This is a genomic window from Croceicoccus bisphenolivorans, from assembly GCF_001634625.1.
GTDB lineage: Bacteria > Pseudomonadota > Alphaproteobacteria > Sphingomonadales > Sphingomonadaceae > Croceicoccus > Croceicoccus bisphenolivorans.
Genome location: NZ_LRSE01000003.1, coordinates 29,418 through 50,563, shown reverse-complemented (window position 1 = coordinate 50,563; position 21,146 = coordinate 29,418). Strand labels below are relative to the sequence as shown.

Here is a 21,146-nt window from a genome sequence, read left to right as displayed (position 1 = left end):
CCTTCAAACGCCGCGCGCAAGACCTTCCTTGGGGTCCTCGCCAAATCGGTTGGGTCCGCGCGTCCCTTCGATCAGATCGAAATAGAGCAGGACGAAGAAGCCGATGATCGGCACGAAGCTGATCAGCAGCCACCAGCCCGACTTGTCGACATCGTGCAGGCGGCGCACCGAAAGTGCGAGGGCGGGAATGAAAGTGCCAAGTCCCCATACGCCAAGGGCCATCATTATCACGGCGGCCATCGGACCCATGGTGTCCGGCTCGCTACCCTCCATCGTCGCGCCCATTCCGCCGGTCAGCACGATGGCGACGGCATAGATGATCAGGATCAGAAGCTGGAACATCCAGAACTCCTTGCGGCGAGACCGCCCCGAAAAATCGAAGTAGCGCCGATAGGGCATTAACATCCATTCCATCTGAATTCCCCCTTCGCATGAATGCGTTCCGACAGCTTATCCCTGTTTTCCTTTCCAAAAGCAAAAGGGGCCACGCCATCGGCGCAGCCCCTTTCCCTCCCTGTAGCCGGAGAAGGCCTCAGAACTTGTAGCGGGCCGTCACGCCATAAGTGCGTGGTTGGCTGGGATAGCCGGAGATGCTGAGCGGCTGGATCGGCGTGTCGAAGATCGAAAGCAGGTACCGGTCGTCCAGCAGGTTACGGCCCCAGACAGAAACCGACAGTCCGTTCTGCATCGCGTAAGTCAGCGACGCGTTAACATCGTTCACACTGCGGGTGAACTGCCGCGCCGCGTCGATCGCGGGGGTTTCGCCCTCCTCGTCGATGAAGCCCGGGAGGCCTTCCACGATCATCACGTCGCTCTCGTAGTGATAGTCGCCGCGCGCGATCAGCGCATCGCCGTTGCCAAGCTCGTGCGTGTATTCCGCCGACCACGTTGCCGAAATCGGCGGCACGCCTGCGACTTCATAGCCGGTCAGGTCGCCCACGCCCGAAATCGGGAAGGACACGTATTTGCTGTCGAGATAAGTCACTGCCATGCGCAGCTTCAGCGGATCGATCGGACGCACGCTGCCGTCGAATTCGAAGCCGGTGGCGCGCTGCTTGCCCGCGTTGGTGAGGAAGAAGCCGGTGCCGGTGAAGATATTCGACTGGAACCCCGAAATCGTCTGGCGGAACATCGCGAACGAGAAGTTCGCCGGACCGAAATCGCCCTTGAGGCCCAGTTCCCAGACTTTCGCCTTTTCGCCGGTGGCAAAGCGGCCCGAATAGGTCTGGTTCGCTTCGTCCAGTCCCGCCGCCTCGATCGCGTCACGGTCGGAGGGGAAGGGCCGGCTGTCGCGCGACAGGTTCACCGAAGGCGCCTTGTAACCGCTTGCGTACGTCAGGTAGGCGTTGAGACTGTCGGTCAGTTCGTAGGCGGCGCGCAGCGTGTACGATACATTGTCGTCGCTGATCCTGCCGCTTTCCACCGAGTTCGGCACGTCCACGAATTCGGGCAGGTATTGCAGGTCCTGCAAGGCCAGCAGCCGGTTGACTGTCTCATCATTTTGAAACGCTGTGGCATAGTCCTGCGCCTGTTGCTGGGACGCACCGTTTTCCAGCGCTCCGAAATAGAGCGCGTAATAGCCCAGTTGCTGCAGATCGACTTGCGAGAACACGTCGTCGGAACTGACGTTGGCCGAATAACGCTTCTTGTCCTTGGTATAGTTCAGGCCTGCGGTCAGGGTAAGCCGGTCGGTGACTTCGAAATCGAGCTGTCCGAACAGGCTGAACGCCTTGTTGTTCAGCGTGTAGGCTTCGCGCAGACCGCGATCGCCAATGAAAAACTGGCCCGTGTAATCCTGCGGCGTGATCGTCGGATCGACCATATTGGCCAGCACGGTCAGCTGTGACAGCTGCGCCTCCAGCGCGGGTAGGTTGAGCGCGCCGTCGCTGATGCCGAATATGCCGATGTTCGCGAACTGGCGCAGATCGTCGCCGTAGAACAGCTCGTTCGCCTGCTTGATGCTTTCATCGAAATAGAACGCGCCAAGCAGGATATCGAGCGCGCCGACAGTGGCTGTCGCGCGGAATTCCTGCGTGAAGGTGTGGATCGAGAGGTCCTGGAAGTTACGGCTGATCAGGTCTGCGCCGGTAAAATCGGAATCCTGGTTGGTGATCGCATCAACGCCGCGATAGGCCGTGATCGAAGTCAGCTTGAACGGACCAAAACCGAAATCGACCTGGCCGGAAAGGCCCCAGTTCTCGATGTCGTTGGTGCTGGGGAAGTTGGAATAGATGACGTCGGCATAAGGATTGGCCGGATCGGAATTGCCCGCGCCAAGGCCGAAGGGCGGCGGTGCGACGATAGCCGCGCCGATATCGCCCTGTTGCAGCAGCACGTTGGCGCAGCAGTTCTCGTCCGTCTTCTCGTAATCGCCGATGATGCGGACTTTCAGAAGGCCGTTCGGTTCGAACAAAAGCTGTCCGCGCGTGAACCAGCGATCACGCTCGTTCGTCTTGCCGCCGGTGCTGAGATCGGTGAAGTAACCGTCACGCTTGTTGATGCCGCCGCCGATCGATGCCGCGATCGTTTCGGAAAGCGGGCCATAGACGTTGGCCTTGGCGACCATGGCGTCGAAATTGCCATAGCTGACTTCCGCTTCGCCGCCGAAGGTAAAGCGCGGCTCGGCAGTGACCACCGAAATGACGCCCGCGCTGGCGTTCTTGCCGAACAGCGTGGATTGCGGCCCTTTCAGCACCTCGATCCGCTGCAGGTCGGGCAGGTCGTTGATGCGCGCGGCGGAACGCGAACGGTAGACACCGTCGACGAAGACGCCCACCGATGGTTCGATGCCGGCATTGTTCGCGCCGTTGCCGAAGCCGCGGATAATGAAATTGGTGTTCGCGCTGGATTGCAGTTGCGTGATCTTCAGCGAGGGGGCGACGCTGGTCAGGTCCTTCAAGTCGCGGATTTCCGCGCGTTCCAGTTCCTGCTCGGTCGTGACCGTTACGGCGACCGGTGTGTCCTGCAGCGTCCGCTCCCGCTTCGTCGCGGTGACGATGATCGCATTGTTGTCATATGTGGTTTCTACATCGCTCGCAGGTGCGGCATATTCTGCCGGCTGGGCATATTCCGTTTCCGCGTCATCCTGTGCAAAAGCCGGTGCGGCGGCAATCGCGAGAACGGCGGTTCCGGTCGAAAGCGTATTGCGAAGAACCACCTGGCCGCTGCGAATCGGTTTCATCGGCAATCATTCCTCTTCAAGGTTAAGACAGCGATCATGCTTTGTTTTCAGGGGGAGATCGCCACTTCTATGTCGGTTATCCTACGTTTTTGCCGATTTCGTATCAATGAATGAAATGTGACATCTGCAACCAAAGGCAACAATGTTGCGCGACGGTCACGCTAAATCCCTTGCTGCGTCGCACCAATTCGTTTAGGGCGCGCGCGCCTCGACGGTGACCGGCCGCGTGAGCACTCACCGATCCGATTTATCAGAACCAGAGGCCCAAACCATGGCAGCCGAGCTGCGCAACATCGCCATTATCGCCCACGTCGACCACGGCAAGACAACGCTGGTCGACCAGCTGTTCCGCCAGTCGGGCACCTTCCGCGACAACCAGCGCGTGGAAGAACGCGCCATGGACTCCAACGACCTCGAAAAGGAACGCGGGATCACCATTCTCGCCAAGCCGACCTCGATCGAGTGGGAAGGCCTGCGCATCAATATCGTTGATACGCCCGGCCACGCCGACTTCGGCGCGGAAGTGGAACGCATCCTCTCCATGGTCGACGGCGTGATCCTGCTGGTGGACAGCGCCGAAGGCGCGATGCCGCAGACCAAGTTCGTCACCGGCAAGGCGCTGGCGCTGGGCCTCAAGCCCATCGTCGTCGTCAACAAGATCGACCGTCCCGACGGCCGCCCCGCCGAAGTTCTTGACGAAGTGTTCGACCTTTTTGTGAACCTTGGCGCCAATGACGAGCAGCTGGAATTCCCGATCCTCTACGCATCGGGCCGCAACGGTTATGCCAGCGAGGATATCGACGCGCGCGAGGGCTCGCTGACCCCGATGTTCGAACTGATCCGCGACCATGTTAAGGCGCCGGGCCTCGATACCGAGGCTCCGTTCAGCTTCCTTGCCACGCTGCTTGACCGTGACAACTTCATGGGCCGCGTGCTGACCGGCCGTGTCCAGTCCGGCACGATCCGCGTCAACGACCCGATCCGCGCCATCGACATGGACGGCAAGGTGCTGGAAGTGGGCCGCGCGTCCAAGCTGCTTTCGTTCCGCGGGCTGGAGCGGGTGCCGGTGGACGAGGCACGCGCCGGCGACATCATCGCGCTGGCCGGCCTTGAAAAGGCGACCGTCGCCAACACCATCGCCGACCCGGCGGTCAGCGAACCCATCGCCGCCCAGCCGATCGACCCGCCGACACTGGCGATGCGCTTCGCCGTCAACGACAGCCCCTTCGCGGGCCGCGAGGGCGACAAGGTGACGAGCCGCATGATCCGCGACCGCCTGCTGCGCGAGGCGGAAACCAACGTTGCCATCCGGGTCACCGAGTCTGCCGACAAGGACAGCTTCGAAGTTGCCGGTCGCGGCGAACTTCAGCTTGGCGTCGTGATCGAGACGATGCGCCGCGAAGGCTTCGAACTGGGCATCAGCCGCCCGCGCGTGCTGTTCGTGGAAGAGAACGGCCAGCGCACCGAGCCTTACGAAAGCGTTGTCATCGACGTGGATGACGAGTTCTCCGGCACGGTCGTCGAGAAGATGCAGCGCCGCAAGGCCGAACTGACCGAGATGCGCCCGTCAGGCCCGGGCAAGACCCGCCTCGGCTTCCGTGCCCCGTCGCGCGGCCTCATAGGCTATCATGGCGAGTTTCTTTCGGACACGCGCGGCACCGGCATCATGAACCGCCTGTTTGACAGCTACGGTCCCTACAAGGGCCCGATCGAGGGTCGCCAGAACGGCGTCCTTATCTCGAACTGCACCGGCGAGGCTGTCGGCTACGCCCTCAATGCCCTTGAAGATCGCGGTATCCTGTTCGTCAGCCCGCAGGAAAAGGTCTACGAAGGGATGCTGATCGGCGAGAATGCCAAGCCCGACGATCTCGAGGTCAATCCGCTCAAGTCCAAGCAGCTCACCAACTTCCGCTCGACCGGCAAGGATGACGCGATCCGCCTGACCCCTCCCAAGCGCATGACGCTGGAGCAGGCCATCGCATACATCGACGATGACGAGATGGTCGAAGTGACGCCGCAGTCGATCCGCCTGCGCAAGGCTATCCTCGACCCGAACGAGCGCAAGAAGGCCAAGCGCAAGGCCGACGCGGCCTGATCTGAGCTTCATCCTTCGAGAGGCCCGTCCGGCCAATGGGCGGGATGGGCCTCTCTTTATGCCTGCGACGTGACGCGAACCGGCGGGGGTTGGCAAGGCGCTGCGAATGCCTACGTCGCAGTGATGCCAGCGACAGGATGATGCCATGCTCACCGAAATCACATTCCATCACGACCTTCCCGACGCGCAGATCGCCGGCTGGCTTGCGGAGCGGCTGGGCCGTGAACTCGATCGGCGGGACGGCACTGTCGCGATCAGCGTGCCCGGCGGCTCCACGCCGTTTCCGATCCTTGCCGCACTGGCCAAAAGCGACAAGGGGCGCGATCTGGACTGGGCGCGGCTGGAAATCTGGCCGGGCGACGATCGCTGCGTGCCTGCCGATCACGAGGCCAGCAATTACGGCCGGATCGCGAAAACGCTGGCGGCCACGGGCGCAAGGATCGTCGAACTGACGGAGGATGCCGCGCCGCCCCATTTCGCGCTGGTCTGGCTGGGCATGGGCGGCGACGGGCATGTCGCTTCGCTGTTTCCCAATACCGATCCGCAGGTTGACGATGCGCGGCAGGTGCGGCGGCTTACCCCCGATCCGCTGCCGCCCGAAGCACCGTTCGACCGCGTGACGATGACCCTGCCCAAGCTGTTGAGCGCAGAGGCGTTGATGTTCGTCATTCGCGGTTCCGACAAGCTGGCCCTGTTCGAAGCTGCGGCCAAGGGGGAGAACGACCTGCCCGTCGCGCGGTTGTTGGGCCATGCACGCGGCGAAGTGAACTGCTTTGCCTGATATCCCGCTTGCGGGTCTGCTTCCGGCGTGGCTGCATCGCAGGCTGCTGCGCATGGCGGAGCTGGTCCGCCGGCGCTGGTGGGCATGGCGCAAGCCGGCGTTGCGCGGCTGTGCGGTGATTGCCCGCAATGCCGATGGCGATGTCCTCATGGTTCGCCATTCCTATCGCAAGCGGGGGGAATGGCATGTCCCGACCGGCGGCGTGCGCAAGGGAGAGGAACCGGCAGTGGCGGCAAGGCGCGAACTGGCCGAAGAGGTCGGCGTCGCGCCGGACACGCTGGTCGCCGTTCATGTCGAGGAGATCGACCTGCATGGCGCTCGCAACTCGGTCACGGTGTTTGCTGCCGCGATCAGCGGCGATCCGGTTGCCGATGGCCGTGAAATTGCCGAACTGCGCTTCTTTGCGCACGATGCCCTGCCGCCGACCACGCCGGAATGGGCGCGGACCTATATTGCCAAGGCGGTGGCCTCGAACCTCTAGGCTTTGGCCCTAGACCGCGTTGCTGAACTTGCGCGCGCTGCCGATGCGATAACTGTCGAAACATGCGGCGATACCGCGCGCATAGGGCAGGGCATTCGCCGAAAGCGTCAGAACGCCGCCCTCTATCGTGCAAAGGCCGGCATCAATGAATTGTGCCAGGCGCGGCGATGCGCCGGCCAGCAGGGCTTCGTCGATGCGCGTGTGGCCGTGGCACAGGACGCCGGTAATCGCTTTGGCGCGGCGGCGGTCCTCTGCCGAACGGGCCACGCCCATGAACGTCGGGTGGCGCCCTTCGGCAATGGCGGTGCGATAGCGGCCCGCGTTCTTCTCGTTCTGGTAGATGCCTTGCGGAAAGCAGCTGATGGCACTGGCCCCCAGCCCGATGGTGACGGGCGCGGCATCGTCGGTGAAGCCCTGGAAATTGCGGTGCAACCTGCCCGACAGCGTCGCGCGCGATAGCGGGTCGCCCGGCAGTGCGAAATGATCGAAGCCGACGGGATCGTAACCGTGATCGACCAGCCGTTCGTAGCCTGCCTGCATCATGTCGAAGCGTGTTCGCGCGTCGGGCAGGTTGCTGCCGTCGATCCGTTTCTGGCGCGGGAACATTTCGGGCAGGTAGGCAAGCCCGAACAGCGCGATCCGGTCCGCGCCAAGCTCCGCCGTCTTGTCGACGGAGGCGAGCAGGCGGTCATGATCCTGCCCCGGCAAGCCGTACATCAGGTCGAAATTCAGCGATTTGACGCCCGCGCGGCGGAGCATGTCGGTCGCGCGTTCGATCAGTTCGACGGGCTGGACACGCCCGATCGCCTGCTGGATGGCGGGATCGAAGGTCTGCACCCCCATCGAGGCCCGTTCGACGCCGACGTGGGAAATGACCTCGCGCCACGGTTCGGTCAGGCTGCGCGGATCGAGTTCGATCGAGATGACCGGATCTGCCAGCGGAAAGGCAAGTGTCAGCGCATCGATCAGACGCACGAAATCTGTGGGCGCTATGGCATTAGGGCTGCCACCGCCGAAGGCGATGTACCGCACGTTGCAATCCTGCGGCACCGCGGCGCCGACCATCGCGATTTCGTGCATCAACGCTTCGAGATAGGCGGCAAGCCGTTTCTGCCGGTTGGCCGCGCCGGTGTTGCAGCCGCAGTACCAGCAGATTTCGTGGCAATAGGGGATGTGGACATAGAGCGAGATGTCGCTCTGCGTTTCCTCCAGCGCGTTATAGAACGCCTGCGGTTCGGCAGGGCCGAATTCGGCTGCCGTGGGATAGCTCGTGTAGCGCGGGACCGGCACGGCCAGGAGATCGGGAAGGTAGGGCCACATCACGGGTCCGATCCTAATGCGCGGCGGTCAGCCGATCATTGCGCTCGATCAAGGAGCTTGCGGCGTTTCGTGCGGCAGCCCTTGGCGCAGCACGGCGTGGTGCCGCGATCGGGCAGGGCGTCGCCGACGGGCAGCGCCATCGTGCCGCCCGCGCAGAGCGAGACGATGATGCTCCGCTCCGCATCCTTAGGCGGCATACCGGTCACGGCGGGCAACAATGCCACTGCGGCCAGCGAGGTGAGGAGGCCGTTCACTGGTCTTCCTCCTCCTCGATCAGGATGCGCTGCGCCGCGCCGTCCAGATCCTCGAACTGGCCACTGCGCATCGCCCAGAAGAACGCGGCGAGGCCGAGACCGCCCATGCCGAGCGCAACGGGAATGAGGAAGATCAGCCCGTTCACTTTCCGCTCCCTGCCACGCGAGCCTTTGCCGCGCGGGCCAGCAACAGCGAATTGCCGACGACGATCAGCGAAGACAGCGACATCGCGATGGCGGCAATCATCGGCGTGACATAGCCCATGACCGCGACCGGCACGGCGAGCAGGTTGTAGATCACCGCCATCGCGAAGTTCTGCCGCACGGTTCGCATCGTCGTGCGCGCGACGCGAACGGCAAGGGCGACCGGCATCAGCGCATCGCCGACGAACACTGCGTCCGCTGCCTGCTGGCTGACGTCGCTGGCACCGCCCGGTGCGATGGAGACATGGGCCGCGGCAAGAGCGGGGCCGTCGTTCAGCCCGTCGCCGACCATCAGCACTTTCTGTCCGGCACCCCGACGCCGTTCCAGTTCGGCCAGCTTGTCCGCAGGGCTCATCCCGCCTTGCGCAGGGATGCCGAATGTTACTGCCGCTTGCGCCACGGCCTCGCTTGCGTCGCCTGATGCTATTGCGCCGGGAATGCCGAGCCCCGCCAGTGCGTCGATCGTGGCTTCGGCATCGATGCGCCATGGATCGGTAAACGGGATCACGGTCGTGGCATCGCCTCTGCAATAGGCGACTGACATACCCGATGCCGTGGCCTCGGGGCGCAGCAGGCCGACTTCCTGCCCTTCGAACATGCCGCGCAGGCCTTCGCCCGGCGTTTCGGCAATGTCGCTGACGGGAAGGGGCGTTACCCCGGCCTCGCGCAGGGCGACGGCAAGGCCCTTGCTCAGCGGGTGGCGGCTGCTTTGGGCAAGAGCGAGCGCGATGCCACGGTCTTCCTGCGACAGCGTCGTCACCGATACCGGACGGGGGCGGCCGACGGTCAGCGTGCCGGTCTTGTCGAGGAGGGCATGATCCGCCTCTGCCAGCCGTTCCAGCGCGCTGCCGTCCTTGATCAGCAGGCCATGCTTCATCAGTGCGCCCGCCGCCACGACTTGCGCAGCCGGAACCGCTAGGCCCAGGGCGCAAGGGCACGTGATGATCAGGACCGCGATGGCGATCAGCAGCGACTGGTGCACGCCCGCGCCCGCCAGCATCCAGCCGACGAAGGTCAGCGCCGCCAGCGAATGGACGGCGGGCGCGTATAGCCGCGCCGCGCGATCGGCGACGCGGACATAGCGGCTGCGCGATTGCCCTGCCTCGTCCATCAGCCGCGCGATGTCGGCGATGGCGGTATCTTCGGCAGCGGCGGTTACGCGCACGGTGACGGGGGCGAGCAGGTTTATCGTGCCCGCATGAACGGTATCGCCGGTTGCGGCCACTTCCGGTGCGCTTTCGCCGGTCAGCATCGACCGGTCGAAGCTGCTGGTGCCCGACAGGATCACGCCGTCGGCTGCCAGTGCCTCACCCGCAGCGACTTGCATTTCCATGCCGGGGGCGAGGTCTTCTGCCGCCACCCAGCGGGTTTCGCCGTCGGGATAGGCGACTTGCGCGCCGCGACCCATGCGGCCCAGCAGCGAGGCAATGCCCGACCGTGCCCGATCGCGCATCATTGCATCCAGCACGCGGCCTGCCAGCAGGAAGAACAGCAGCATGACCGCGCCGTCGAAATAGGCGTGTTCGCCGCCGGTCAGCACTTCGTAGGCGCTCATCCCCGTTGCCAGCAGCACGCCGATGGAGATCGGCACGTCCATGTTGGTGCCGCGAAACTTCAGTGCCATCCATGCGGACGAGAAGAACGGACGACCGGCATAGGCGACAGCGGGCAAGGCGATTGCCGCCGACAGCCAGTGGAACATTTCCTTCGTGATCCCGTCCGCGCCCGACCAGACCGCGACCGAGAGCAGCATGATATTCATCATGGCAAAACCCGCCACGGCCAGCGCGCGCAGCAGGCGCTTGGTCTCGGCGTCGTCGCGGGCCAGCGGGTTTTCCGCCATCGGCTGTGCTTCGAAGCCAAGGTGCGCGAGTGCATCGATGATCTGCGCGTCAGTGAGATTCGGCGCGTGGCTGACCGCGACGCGCTTGGCCGAAAAGTTCACCCGCGCGGTGGCGACGCCCGGCACTTGTACAAGGCCGCGCTCGATCTTTGAGATGCAACCTGCGCAGCGGATGCTCGGCACTGTGAACCGGCTGTCGACACAAGGGTCGGCAGTCATCGCAGTAGTGGCGACCGGCGCGTTCATGGCCCCGTTCTCGTCAGCCCGCGCTCTCCGCGCCATTCGCTGCCGTTCGCGTCTATCGCGATGCGCAAGGTCCAGCGATCTTCGGGCAGGGCCGAGGTGCTGGTCCATTTCCCGTCGGAGCCGTAGACGAAGACGAGTGCACGGTCCGGCTGGTGGCCAAGCGGATGGCGGGCGGTTGCGGTGACTTGCGCGCCCACCGGTACGCCGCTGGTGGTCAGCGCGATCTTGCCGTCGGCGTTGCGCGCGGCATCGACGGTGTAGCCGAGCGCGTTGGAGGCTTCCGCCTTGTCCAGCCAGTTGTTGAATTCCTGGCTGGCGACATAGGAATTTTCGACCACCACGCCGCCGAAACTGCTACTGGCGAGCGCGGCCATCGTGAAGTTTACCGCGACTACGACCCCGAACCCGCAAACAAGGATCGCGGTCATGTGCTTGCCGGTGAAACGGGCCTTCCGGGGGGCGGAATGCGTCATCGTTTTCGTCCTATTGCTCGGGGGCGTTGAAGCCCGTTTCGCTCTGGTCGCTTTCCCCTTCGGGCGACGTCACCACGAAGTGGAATTCCTGCCGTCCCGTACCGCGTGGGGCGACGACGTAGACCCGCAAGGGCAGGGCCACGTCGGCGGCAACTTCGCGCGTGATCGTACGGGCCGCCCCGTCCTTCGACATGTCGTCGGTCCACATTTTCGCGCCGGGCAGGCCAGTCAGAGACAGTTCCATCTCGCGCGGGCGCGACTGCATGTTGCGCAGCTTCACAGTATAGCTGTTGCGCACCGATCCGTCACTCATCAGCATGTAGGGCGGATTGCGGTCCGGCTGGACCGTGATGCCGGTCCTCTCCCTCGTGCCCAGTGCGAACAGCAGAGCCACGCCGATGGCCGACCAGACGCCGAAATAGATCAGCGTGCGCGGGTGGGTCAGCGTCTTCCACACGGGGCGCGGTTCGGCCCCTGCCGCCTCCCGCTCGCAATCTTCCAGCGTGGCATAGTCGATCAGCCCGCGCGGGCGGCCGACTTCCTTCATCACCCGGTCGCAGGCATCGATGCACAGCGCGCAAGTGATGCAGCCGATCTGCGGCCCTTCGCGAATGTCGATGCCGGTGGGGCAGACCGCGACGCACTGGTTGCAATCGACGCAGTCGCCGAACTGATCCGGGTTCTTCTGCGACTTTTTCAGGCTGCCGCGCGGTTCGCCGCGCCAGTCCTTGTACGTGACGATCAGCGATTTTTCATCCAGCATCGCGGTCTGGATGCGCGGCCACGGGCACATGTAGACGCACACCTGCTCGCGCATGAAGCCGCCCAGCCAGAACGTGGTGCCGGTCAGCACCGCGACAGTGGCATAGGCGACCGGGGCCGCGTTTCCGGCCCAGAAATCGCGGGTAAGGGTGGGCGCGTCGGCGAAGTACATGATCCATGCACCGCCGGTCCAGAATGCGATGACGAGGTAGATCGACCACTTCCAGAAGCGGCGGGCGATCTTCCCCGCGCTCCACGGTGCCTTGTCCAGCCGCATCCGCGCATTGCGGTCGCCATCGACGAAGCGGTCGACATGCTGGAACAGGTCGGTCCACACAGTTTGCGGGCAGGCATAGCCGCACCATGCGCGCCCGACCGCGCTGGTGACGAGGAACAGGCCGATCCCCGCCATGATCAGCAGGCCTGCCACGAAATAGAACTCGTGCGGCCAAATCTCGATATCGAACATGTAGAAGCGGCGGTTCGCCAGATCGATCAGCACCGCCTGATCCGGCGCATAGGCCCCGCGATCCCAGCGCAGCCAGGGCGTGCCGTAGTAGATGCCCAGCGTCAGGACCATTACCAGCCACTTGAAGCGGCGGAACGGGCCGTCGATGCGCTTGGGATGGACCGTCGTATGCTTTTCGTAGAGCGAGACGGGCGGGACGGCAGGGGGAGGCGTGGAAGGCTTCATAGCCTTCGCACCATCCTCCGCCCGTGCATGCTCCAGCAGATCGCTTTCCGGGAGGGGGTCCGGCTGGTTGCGATCAGTTGGTTGCATCTGTCTCTTGCTCCGCAGGTTCGGCATTCGCCTCCGCCGCCTGTTCGACGAAGTTCTCGCCGCCGCCCAGCGAGTGGACATAGGCCGCCAGCATCTTCACCGTCACCGGATCGAGCCGCTGCCCCCACGCCGGCATCATGCCGTAGCGGGCGTTGGTCACGGTGGCGGTCACATCGTCGCGGCTGCTGCCATAAAGCCAGATGGCATCGGCAAGGTTCGGCGCACCGAATTCGCGCATGCCTTCGCCCGACGGGCCGTGGCAGATCGAACATTGCGTCTCGAACGTCACTGCGCCGCGCTGCGAAGCCGCGCTTTTCGGTTCGAGGTCGGACAGCGTGCGGACATGGCTGACGACGTCGGCAATTTCGGCTGCGCTCAGGATGCCGTCGCGGCCAAAGGCGGGCATCTGGCTGAAGCGGGTCTGGTCGTCGCCCGGCTGGCGGATGCCGTGTTCCAGCGTCTGGTGGATCGCCTTGAGGTCGCCGCCCCACAGCCAGTCGTCGTCGTTGAGGTTGGGATACCCTTTCGATCCTGCCGCGCCCGCGCCGTGGCACTGGACGCAGTTGACCTTGAAGGCCGCCCGGCCGCCCGCGACTGCCGCGCGCATCAGGTCGCTGTCGGGGTCCAGCCGTTCGATCGGCGTCTGGGCGAGGGCGGCAACAAGTTCGGAACGCTTGTCGCTGGTCGCCTTGATATCCTTGGCCAGATCGCCGCGGCTGGTCCAGCCAAGCATCCCTTCGGTCCCTTTGGAGACCATCGGGATCGCCGGATAGGCGACGACATAGCCGATCGAGAAGACGATCGTGGCATAGAACGTCCACAACCACCAGCGCGGCAGCGGGGTGTTCAGTTCCTCGATCCCGTCCCACTCGTGGCCGACGGTTTCGGTGTTGGTGGCTTCGTCCAGTCTCTTGTCAGCCATCGTTCTCGTCCTTGAAGATCATGGTCGCCGCTTCCTCGTTCTTGGCCCGTGCGCCCGGCCGGAAGGGCCAGGCGACGAGGACGAGAAAGGCGAGCATCATGATGAGCAGGCCCCAGCTGTCGGCCAGATGCCGCAGCATGTCGTAGATGGAGTGATCGCTCATCGACCCTTCTCCGTGGCCAGTTCCTCTTCCGCAGCTGCGGCGTTGACGTCGACCATCGTGCCCAGCACCTGCAGGTAGGCGATCAGTGCATCCATCTCCGTCAGCTTTGCCGGCTTGCCGTCGAAATCGCGCAAGTTGACCCTGTCGCCGTAGCGTTCGGCGAGGCCTGCCGTATCGGCATCGGGATTGGCCTGTGCCTTCATGTCGGCATCCGCATTTTCGATCTGCGCGTCGGTATAGGGCACGCCGACCCGCGACAGGGCGGTCAGGTTTGCCTCCATGTCCTTCACGTGCAGCGGCGTTTCGGCCAGGAAGCCGTATTGCGGCATCACGCTTTCGGGCACCACGGACTGCGGATTCTTGAGGTGCTGGACGTGCCATTCGTCGGAATAGCGTCCGCCGACGCGGGCAAGGTCGGGCCCCGTCCGCTTCGACCCCCACTGGAACGGGTGGTCGTACATCGATTCCGCGGCAAGGCTGTAGTGGCCATAGCGTTCGACCTCGTCGCGGAAGGGGCGGATCATCTGGCTGTGGCACACGTAGCAGCCTTCGCGGACATAGATGTCGCGCCCTGCCTGCTCCAGCGGGGTGTAGGGACGCATGCCCTCCACCTTCTCGATCGTGTTGTCGATCCAGAACAGCGGGGCGATTTCTACCAGTCCGCCGATGGTGACGGTGGCGAAAGCCGCGACGCCCAGCAGGGTGACGTTCTTCTCAAGCTTCTTGTGCTTTTCGGTCATGCTCATGGCGCTAACCCTCAGTTTGCCATTGCCGGAACGAGCGGACGGTCCGCTTCGGCGTCGTAGGCGGCATCGTTCATCGGCTTTTCCGTGCGCAGCTTGCCCGCGATGGTGGCCCAGACGTTGACGACCATGATGACCGCGCCCGTCAGGTACAGGATCCCGCCGAATGCGCGCAGGACGAACATCGGGTGCAGCGCGGCGACCGTTTCGGCGAAGGAGTTCACCAGGTAGCCGTCAGCGCCGTATTCGCGCCACATCAGCCCCTGCGTGATACCGGCAACCCACATCGACGCGGCGTAGAAGACGATGCCTGCCGTCGCGAGCCAGAAGTGCCAGTTCACCATCCGCAGGGAATAGAGCCGCTCACGGTTCCACAGGCGCGGTGTCAGGTAGTAGATCGCCGCGAAGGTGATCATCCCGTTCCAGCCCAGCGCGCCGGAGTGGACGTGCCCGATGGTCCAGTCGGTGTAGTGGGAGAGCGAGTTCACGCTCTTCACGCTCATCATCGGGCCTTCGAACGTGCTCATGCCGTAGAAGGCGAGGGACATCACCATCATGCGGATGATCGGATCGGTGCGGACCTTGTCCCATGCGCCGTTAAGCGTCATCAACCCGTTGATCATACCGCCCCAGCTGGGCATCCACAGCATGACAGAGAACACCATGCCCAGCGTCTGCGCCCAGTCGGGCAGCGCCGTGTAGTGGAGGTGGTGCGGACCTGCCCAGATGTAGAGGAAGATCAGCGACCAGAAGTGGATGATCGACAGGCGGTAGGAATAGACCGGCCGTTCGGCCTGCTTCGGCACGAAGTAGTACATCATGGCAAGGAAGCCGGCGGTCAGGAAGAAGCCCACCGCGTTGTGGCCGTACCACCACTGCACCAGTGCACCCTGAACACCCGCGAACAGCGGATAGGAACGGCTGCCCGTGATCGAGACCGGCACGTCGAGGTTGTTGACGATGTGCAGCATCGCAACTGTCAGGATGAAGGCGAGGAAGAACCAGTTGGCCACGTAGATGTGCGGTTCGCTGCGCTTCACGATCGTGCCGACGAAGACGGCGAGATAGGCGACCCAGACGATCGTCAGCCACCAGTCGGTGTACCATTCGGGCTCTGCGTATTCCTTGCCCTGCGTCACGCCCATCAGGTAGCCGGTTGCGGCCAGCACGATGAACAGCTGGTAGCCCCAGAAGACGAAGCGGGCGAGGCCGGGGAAGGCGAGGCGTGCGCGGCAGGTGCGCTGGACGATGTAGAAGCTCGTCGCGATCAGCGCGTTGCCGCCGAACGCGAAGATCACCGCGCTGGTATGCAGCGGGCGCAGGCGTCCGAAGTTGAACCAGGGCTCCAGGTTGAGGATCGGGTAGGCGAGCTGCAGCGCGATGAACAGGCCGGCGGCGAAACCGGCCATGCCCCAGAACACCGTGGCGATGACGCCCCAGCGGACCGGATCGTCATCGTAGCGCGACGGATCGGCGGGCGCCTTGATGATGCCATTGGCAACCGCCGCATAGTCGGTGCGGGTTACCGTGACGCCCAGCGCCAGCAGCGCCGCGATGGCGACGATGCCCATATGGACGGCAAAACCGTCATCCGCCGCCGCGCCCATGGCTGCGATGGCAAGAATGAATATGACGAGCCAGATGCCCGCGCGAGTGAGAACCGTTTCCACGGTCGTCCCCTTTCTCAAAAGCCCAAGGGTTTGATCCCGGATGCCCCCTTGGTCTTGCGCGGCCCGGTTCGCATTGATGCATGTCAAACCGATTGTCGTCTAAGACTTTTGTATGAGGATTCCTGTTTTTGCGTTCGATCAATGCGGCGCCGACGCCGCGCTGCCAGATCGATGCATGCCGAAGTGACTGGCAAGTTACCGAGGCGGATATAGTTCACGAATTCGGTTTCTTCAGTAATTAAAGTCAAGTTAATTTCTGATGAAATCTTCGATTCACGAATGAAATCCCGAAGATGTAGAGCTTTCATCGCGCCAGGCAGGGATTCTTAACTCTGTTTATAAAGCGATCGGTTCAATCTTCAGTGTAGACCGTAAGGGCAGGAATACCCTGCCCCAGGGAGGAAAATACGATGAGGAAGTTCGTTCTTGCCGCCAGTGCCGCCATGGCCGCGGCCATGATTCCGGGCGCCGCACATGCCGGCAGTCCGGACGGAAAGATCCAGATCAAGCTGCAGGGCAGTGCCGTGCTGCCTGACGGAAAATTGACCAGTATCCCCTATGTAGATCCGGCGCTTGTCGACGTGCTGCCGGAAAATCCGAATACCAAGGCGGACGACAATGTCGTGCCGACCGTCGTGTTCGAATACTTCCTGACGCCGAACGTCAGCCTTGAAACCTATTGCTGCGTTACCAAGCACAACGTGACCGGCACCGAAGGTCTGGCTGGTGCGCAACTGGTTGACGACATCTATCTGATCCCGGCAACCGTGACGGCGAAGTATCACTTCACTGAAGGCCCGTTCAAACCCTACGTCGGCGTCGGCCCGACCTACTTCCTCTACGTGAAGGACAAGGCCGGCCAGACCGCGCAGGATCTGGGCGTGTCGGACATCGACATCGACGACGAACTGGGCTTCGTCCTTCAGGCCGGCGTCGATTTCAAGCTCAACGACAACGGCCTCGGCCTCAGCGTCGATGGCAAGAAGTACTTCATCGATGCAACCGCGCACTACTATGACGCAGACGGCGTCGAAGTGCTGACCACCAAGCACGAACTTGATCCGTGGGTGGTAAGCGTCGGGCTTGCCTATCGCATGTGATGAAAGCTGGCGGGGCGGGGGTGGCCCGAAAGGGTTAGCCCGCCCTGGCCACCAGCTCTTCGCGGTCGAGGATTTCGACCGCGCGACGGGACGGCAGGTCGATGACCCCGTCCCGTTTCAGTTTGGTGAACTGGCGACTGACAGTCTCGATCGTGAGGCCGAGTACATCGCCGACCTGCTGGCGTGAGAACGGCATTTCGATCGTGTCGTGCCGCGAATTGGCAGGATCGGCGCACGTCACCGGCTCCAGCCGCTGCGAGATTTCGAGCAGGAACGTGGCCAGCCGCTCTTCGGCTGACTTGCGGCCCAGCAGCAGCATCCATGCGCGCGTCCGGTCCAGCTCCGCCAAAGTGCGCTCCAGCAGCTTGTGCTCCAGCCGGGGATGTTGGCGGGCGAAATTGTCGAAGTCGCGGCGGGCGAACACGCACACGCGCGCATCGGTCAGCGCTTCCACGCCATAGGGGGTCGTTGCACCGAACGGGCGGCCGATGAAGTCGGAAGGATAGACCAGCCCGACGATCTGTTCGCGCCCGTCCTCCATGCTGTTGGACAGTTTCAGCACGCCTTCGATTACGTTGGCGACGAGGACTGCATCCTCCCCTTCCCACAGCAACTGTTCCCCGGCGCTCAGTGTCCGGCGACGACCGATAGCGTTGAGCAGCTCGACCTCGTCGAATTCGAGGTCGGCACAAATCGCGCGGTTGCGCACGACGCAGGTCTGGCAGGAATCCATGGCCCGGCCTGTACCAGTGAGGTGCCCGCCGGGCAATCGTTCTTCGCCATTGCAGCAGGGCTTGGACAACTCGCAGGGTTGATCCACAGATCGACAGGTTGTGTCAAAGCGGTACGAAAATTGCCGAAGTGTCTGTTTTGGCGTGATTTATCGAGGCGAGTCGAGGATTCGCCATGAAATTAACTGCGCCCGTTAGGATTGCAGCGCAGTAAATTACTGCGCCGAAAGGAATTTTTTTACGACTTGGTAATTGTTTGACCTTTTTCGGTGCTGCGATCAGATTCGAGAAGTGCCGGATGGGGCGGCATTTTTACCCGTTTGGGGATGTTCCCGTCTACAGTTCGGTCATCACGGTCAGCCGGAAATAGAGGCCGGAACCGATGTATTTTGGACGCGCATGGGTGCGCATGCGTCACAGGGGTAAGAATTATGACTTTCGTGAAGAACTTTTTCGCTGATGAAGCCGGTGCATCGGCTGCTGAATACGCTCTGATCATCGCCGTCGTCGGCGTTGGCATCGGCGCTGCCGCTCTGGTTCTGGGCGCCAACGTCAAGCAGGCAATCGACGGCGCTTCGGACGACATCTACGACTGTAACAATGGTTCGGCCCCGGCTGACGTTGAAGGATCTGATTACACCATCGCGAGCGGCTGTAACGTTACAGCTAACTAAGAGCGAGCTGACCGTTCAAATTATTGACAGGCTCCGTCGAGAAATCGGCGGAGCCTTTCTTGTCTTCGGAGCGCTAAACCGAGCTTTTGATTGCAATGTCTCAGTTACTAACAGGTAGAAGAAAATCAGGCTCATAGCTTGGCCGTCGCAGTTCTTGCTGATAAAAGGTGGTTGCCAAGGGGGGTAAATCATGGGCAGTCGTAACCTCATCTATATCTTGATCGCGGTCGGTCTGGGGCTCGTCGCGGTCGTGCTGGCGAACTCCTATTTCTCGGGGATCGAGGAAAAGCAGGAGCGCACAGCGCAGCAGCAGCAGCTTGCACGGATCGTGGTTGCGACGCAGCCGCTCGATTTCGGCAGCGCGCTCACTGCGGAAAATATCCGTCTTGAGAATTTTCCCGCCAGTTCCGTTCCCGTCGGTGCCTTCTTCTCAGTTGAGGAGTTGTTGCAGGGCGGTAACGTCGCGCTGCGGCCCATCGTGCCTGGTGAGCCGATCCTGGCCGACAAGTTGAGCGGTCGCGCGGTCTTGTCGGCGAAGCTGCCGGAAGGCATGCGTGCCTTGTCGATCCCGATCAACGCGACGAACGCCGTTTCCGGTTTCATCCGGCCGGCCGACATCGTCGACGTGCTGTTGACCCGTAATCTTGGTGAGGAAGAGCAGGTGACCGAGGTCATTATGGAGGCGGTGCAGGTTCTCGCCATCGGCACGGTGCAGAGCGAGAATGCGACCGAACCGGGCCTTGCCGGTACGGCGACCGTGCTTACCGACCTCTACGGCGCGCAGAAGCTGACCCTGGCCCGCAAGATGGGCGAGATGAGCCTGGTCCTGCGCAATGTCGAAGGTGCGGAGGAAGGTCCGGGCGTTGCGGTCATGACGCGCGATGTCAGCCCGATCCGCAAGAGTGCCTACAGTTCGGGTGCAGCGCCTGCGCCCGTTGCGAACGTATCATCGGTTTCCGCGTCGTCGACACCGTCCGCGCCCGGAGCTTCCGCGTCGGCACGCCCGCGCGGTCCCAGCATGACGGTGATCAGGGGAACCGCGCCTACCGATTATCCGGTTGGCCGGTTAGGGGGGAATTGATCCAATGCTGAAACATTCGATGACGGCAATCGCTATTGCGCTGGCGGGCACGGTATCTGCCCCGGCCATGGCTCAGTCCGAAGGGTACAGCCTTCACGCCGGATCGCTGGAAGTCTCGCTGAACAAGAGCGAGGTTGTTACGGCGGATCGGGCAATTTCACAGGCGATGGTGGGTAATCCCTCGATTGCTGATGTCCTTCCGATTTCGGACCGTTCGATCTACGTGCTTGGCAAGGCCGTCGGCACGACAAGCCTCACGCTCTACGACCGTGCCAATCGCGTCATCGCGGTGATGGACGTGAGTGTCGGGCCCGATGTCGAAGGGATCAGGCGCGAACTGTCCGCCCTTATGCCGAGCGAAAAGGTCGACGCGCGTATTTCTGGCGGAAAGATCATCCTGTCGGGTAGTGTTTCCAGTGCTGGCGCGGCGGGCCGTGCGGCGCAGATCGCAGAGATTTTCGCAGGCGACGAGGTGGTCAACCTCATCACTGTCGGTGGTAGCCAGCAGGTCATGCTGGAGGTGCGCTTTGCGGAAGTAAGCCGCACTGTTGGCGAGCAGCTTGGCGTTCGCGGGTTCGGTGCAGGTAGCGACGTGGAATTCGCCATCGGCGACGGTGCATCCGCAAGTACGGCGACTGGCGGTCTGTCGGTCGACGGCGTCAGCGGGGCCTATGGCATTCTGCACACGCTGTTCTCGATCGGCGATCTCGATATCGACGCCTATCTCGACACGCTGGAGAGGAAGGGCCTGTCAAAGACGCTGGCTGAACCGACCCTGATTGCGCTGTCGGGCGAACCGGCCGAGTTTCTTGCCGGCGGCGAGTTTCCCGTTCCCGTTGCCCAAGGTGACGGCGATGCGATCACTGTCGAATTCAAGCCGTTTGGTGTTGGCCTGGGCTTCACTCCGACCGTCCTTTCTGACGGTGTGATCAACCTGATCGTGGAACCGGAAGTCAGTTCCATCGATGCATCGGCATCCCTTACGGTTGGCAGTATTTCGGTGCCCGGGGTCCAGACCCGTCGCGCGAAAACGACGCTTGAACTTCGCGATGGCCAGAGCTTTGCCATCGCCGGCTTGCTGCGTCAGGATTTCCAGACTTCGGTCCGGCAGTTGCCGATCCTCGGCTCGATCCCCATCCTCGGTTCGCTGTTTCGCTCCACCAGTTTCCAGAAGGGTGAGACCGAGCTCCTGATCGTGGTTACGCCGCGGCTGGTCAAGCCGATCAAGCCGGAGCAGGTTCGCCTGCCCACCGATCGCGTGGAGGACCCTGATGTGCTCGACACGCTTCTGGCGGGCGACGATTACCAGCCGGTCGACCTTGCACCCAATCCCAGCCAGGAGGGCACGGGCTATGAATACTAAGATCCTCGCATCCTGCGTATTTCTTGCCGCTCTGAGCGGTTGCGCCACTTATGGCAGTCCGGAAGCAGGCAAGTTCAACCCGGAAGACTTCGGCGAAGCAAACCGCATGACTTATGCGGCAATGGTGGTCGATCCCGATCCGGAGTATGATGGTCCGATGGAAGGCAGCGGCGAACGCGCCGCCACCGCTGTCGAGGCATATCGCGAAGGTAGTGTGCAAGAACCTGAACGAGTCACGTCTACGCAAACGCGATAAGGAGGCGGTTGATAGCAAGGAG

21 protein-coding genes are annotated in these 21,146 nt (G+C 62.8%); 8 read left to right on the top strand and 13 right to left on the bottom strand.

The genetic code is table 11. From position 1 onward, the window contains the following. Positions 1 to 3 precede the first annotated feature (3 nt). On the bottom strand, positions 4 to 414 hold the full coding sequence (locus A7A77_RS03435) for a DUF805 domain-containing protein (RefSeq protein WP_066553701.1): 411 nt from the start codon (positions 412 to 414) through the stop codon (positions 4 to 6). Between the two features lie 118 nt (positions 415 to 532). Further along, positions 533 to 3,181 (bottom strand): TonB-dependent receptor, encoded by a 2,649-nt coding sequence (locus A7A77_RS03430; protein ID WP_066553695.1) that lies wholly within the window; start codon positions 3,179 to 3,181, stop codon positions 533 to 535. 271 nt (positions 3,182 to 3,452) lie between these two features. Between A7A77_RS03430 and typA the strand changes: the two genes are divergently transcribed. The 3 genes from typA (at position 3,453) to A7A77_RS03415 (ending at position 6,538) form a co-directional block, all read left to right on the top strand. After that, on the top strand, positions 3,453 to 5,276 hold the full coding sequence (gene typA, locus A7A77_RS03425) for a translational GTPase TypA (protein ID WP_066553692.1): 1,824 nt from the start codon (positions 3,453 to 3,455) through the stop codon (positions 5,274 to 5,276). A gap of 145 nt (positions 5,277 to 5,421) precedes the next feature. Continuing rightward, the gene (locus A7A77_RS03420; RefSeq protein WP_066553688.1) at positions 5,422 to 6,057 is read left to right on the top strand and encodes a 6-phosphogluconolactonase; all 636 of its coding nucleotides are present in this window, start codon (positions 5,422 to 5,424) and stop codon (positions 6,055 to 6,057) included. Beyond that, positions 6,050 to 6,538, top strand: coding sequence for an NUDIX domain-containing protein (locus A7A77_RS03415; RefSeq protein ID WP_082835871.1), 489 nt, complete (start codon positions 6,050 to 6,052; stop codon positions 6,536 to 6,538). The genes A7A77_RS03420 and A7A77_RS03415 overlap by 8 nt, the downstream gene beginning before the upstream one ends. A gap of 9 nt (positions 6,539 to 6,547) precedes the next feature. On the opposite strand, the gene hemN is transcribed toward A7A77_RS03415, so the two are convergent. The 10 genes from hemN to ccoN form a co-directional block, all read right to left on the bottom strand. Continuing rightward, entirely contained in the window at positions 6,548 to 7,858 is a 1,311-nt protein-coding gene (hemN, locus tag A7A77_RS03410; protein ID WP_066553685.1) for an oxygen-independent coproporphyrinogen III oxidase, read from the bottom strand. Positions 7,859 to 7,893: 35 nt separating this feature from the next. Beyond that, a complete protein-coding gene (locus tag A7A77_RS17730; RefSeq protein ID WP_156500367.1) occupies positions 7,894 to 8,112 on the bottom strand; it encodes a hypothetical protein in 219 nt (72 codons plus the stop codon). Next, positions 8,109 to 8,258 carry a cbb3-type cytochrome oxidase assembly protein CcoS gene (gene ccoS / locus A7A77_RS03405; RefSeq protein ID WP_066553680.1) on the bottom strand — a complete coding sequence of 50 codons (150 nt, stop codon included), beginning with the start codon at positions 8,256 to 8,258 and terminating at the stop codon, positions 8,109 to 8,111. The genes A7A77_RS17730 and ccoS overlap by 4 nt, the downstream gene beginning before the upstream one ends. Continuing rightward, complete coding sequence (locus tag A7A77_RS03400) at positions 8,255 to 10,405, bottom strand: heavy metal translocating P-type ATPase (RefSeq protein ID WP_066553676.1); 2,151 nt, start codon at positions 10,403 to 10,405, stop codon at positions 8,255 to 8,257. The genes ccoS and A7A77_RS03400 overlap by 4 nt, the downstream gene beginning before the upstream one ends. Then, positions 10,402 to 10,878 (bottom strand): FixH family protein, encoded by a 477-nt coding sequence (locus A7A77_RS03395; protein WP_066553673.1) that lies wholly within the window; start codon positions 10,876 to 10,878, stop codon positions 10,402 to 10,404. Before A7A77_RS03395 ends, A7A77_RS03400 begins: the two co-directional genes overlap by 4 nt. Positions 10,879 to 10,888: 10 nt before the next feature. After that, the gene (ccoG, locus tag A7A77_RS03390; RefSeq protein ID WP_066554406.1) at positions 10,889 to 12,334 is read right to left on the bottom strand and encodes a cytochrome c oxidase accessory protein CcoG; all 1,446 of its coding nucleotides are present in this window, start codon (positions 12,332 to 12,334) and stop codon (positions 10,889 to 10,891) included. A 73-nt stretch (positions 12,335 to 12,407) separates the two neighbouring features. Further along, positions 12,408 to 13,343, bottom strand: coding sequence for a cytochrome-c oxidase, cbb3-type subunit III (ccoP, locus tag A7A77_RS03385; RefSeq protein WP_066553671.1), 936 nt, complete (start codon positions 13,341 to 13,343; stop codon positions 12,408 to 12,410). Further along, positions 13,336 to 13,506, bottom strand: coding sequence for a cbb3-type cytochrome c oxidase subunit 3 (locus tag A7A77_RS03380; RefSeq protein ID WP_066553664.1), 171 nt, complete (start codon positions 13,504 to 13,506; stop codon positions 13,336 to 13,338). Before A7A77_RS03380 ends, ccoP begins: the two co-directional genes overlap by 8 nt. Next, positions 13,503 to 14,252 (bottom strand): cytochrome-c oxidase, cbb3-type subunit II, encoded by a 750-nt coding sequence (ccoO, locus tag A7A77_RS03375; protein ID WP_066553661.1) that lies wholly within the window; start codon positions 14,250 to 14,252, stop codon positions 13,503 to 13,505. Before ccoO ends, A7A77_RS03380 begins: the two co-directional genes overlap by 4 nt. Positions 14,253 to 14,263: 11 nt before the next feature. Then, the gene (gene ccoN, locus A7A77_RS03370) at positions 14,264 to 15,919 is read right to left on the bottom strand and encodes a cytochrome-c oxidase, cbb3-type subunit I (protein ID WP_066553657.1); all 1,656 of its coding nucleotides are present in this window, start codon (positions 15,917 to 15,919) and stop codon (positions 14,264 to 14,266) included. A gap of 410 nt (positions 15,920 to 16,329) precedes the next feature. Between ccoN and A7A77_RS03365 the strand changes: the two genes are divergently transcribed. Next, on the top strand, positions 16,330 to 17,019 hold the full coding sequence (locus A7A77_RS03365; protein ID WP_066553654.1) for an OmpW/AlkL family protein: 690 nt from the start codon (positions 16,330 to 16,332) through the stop codon (positions 17,017 to 17,019). Between the two features lie 34 nt (positions 17,020 to 17,053). On the opposite strand, the gene A7A77_RS03360 is transcribed toward A7A77_RS03365, so the two are convergent. Continuing rightward, positions 17,054 to 17,752: a Crp/Fnr family transcriptional regulator gene (locus tag A7A77_RS03360; RefSeq protein ID WP_066553652.1), complete on the bottom strand. Its 699-nt coding sequence runs from the start codon at positions 17,750 to 17,752 to the stop codon at positions 17,054 to 17,056. 429 nt (positions 17,753 to 18,181) lie between these two features. Here A7A77_RS03360 and A7A77_RS03355 point away from each other — a divergent pair, with 429 nt between their 5' ends. From A7A77_RS03355 to A7A77_RS03340, 4 genes are all read left to right on the top strand, one after another. Beyond that, on the top strand, positions 18,182 to 18,424 hold the full coding sequence (locus A7A77_RS03355) for a Flp family type IVb pilin (protein WP_066553649.1): 243 nt from the start codon (positions 18,182 to 18,184) through the stop codon (positions 18,422 to 18,424). 190 nt (positions 18,425 to 18,614) lie between these two features. Then, positions 18,615 to 19,505: a Flp pilus assembly protein CpaB gene (gene cpaB / locus A7A77_RS03350; RefSeq protein WP_066553646.1), complete on the top strand. Its 891-nt coding sequence runs from the start codon at positions 18,615 to 18,617 to the stop codon at positions 19,503 to 19,505. A 4-nt stretch (positions 19,506 to 19,509) separates the two neighbouring features. After that, positions 19,510 to 20,868: a type II and III secretion system protein family protein gene (locus A7A77_RS03345; RefSeq protein WP_245638380.1), complete on the top strand. Its 1,359-nt coding sequence runs from the start codon at positions 19,510 to 19,512 to the stop codon at positions 20,866 to 20,868. Beyond that, complete coding sequence (locus A7A77_RS03340; protein WP_066553645.1) at positions 20,858 to 21,124, top strand: hypothetical protein; 267 nt, start codon at positions 20,858 to 20,860, stop codon at positions 21,122 to 21,124. The genes A7A77_RS03345 and A7A77_RS03340 overlap by 11 nt, the downstream gene beginning before the upstream one ends. The last annotated feature ends 22 nt before the right edge of the window (positions 21,125 to 21,146 follow it).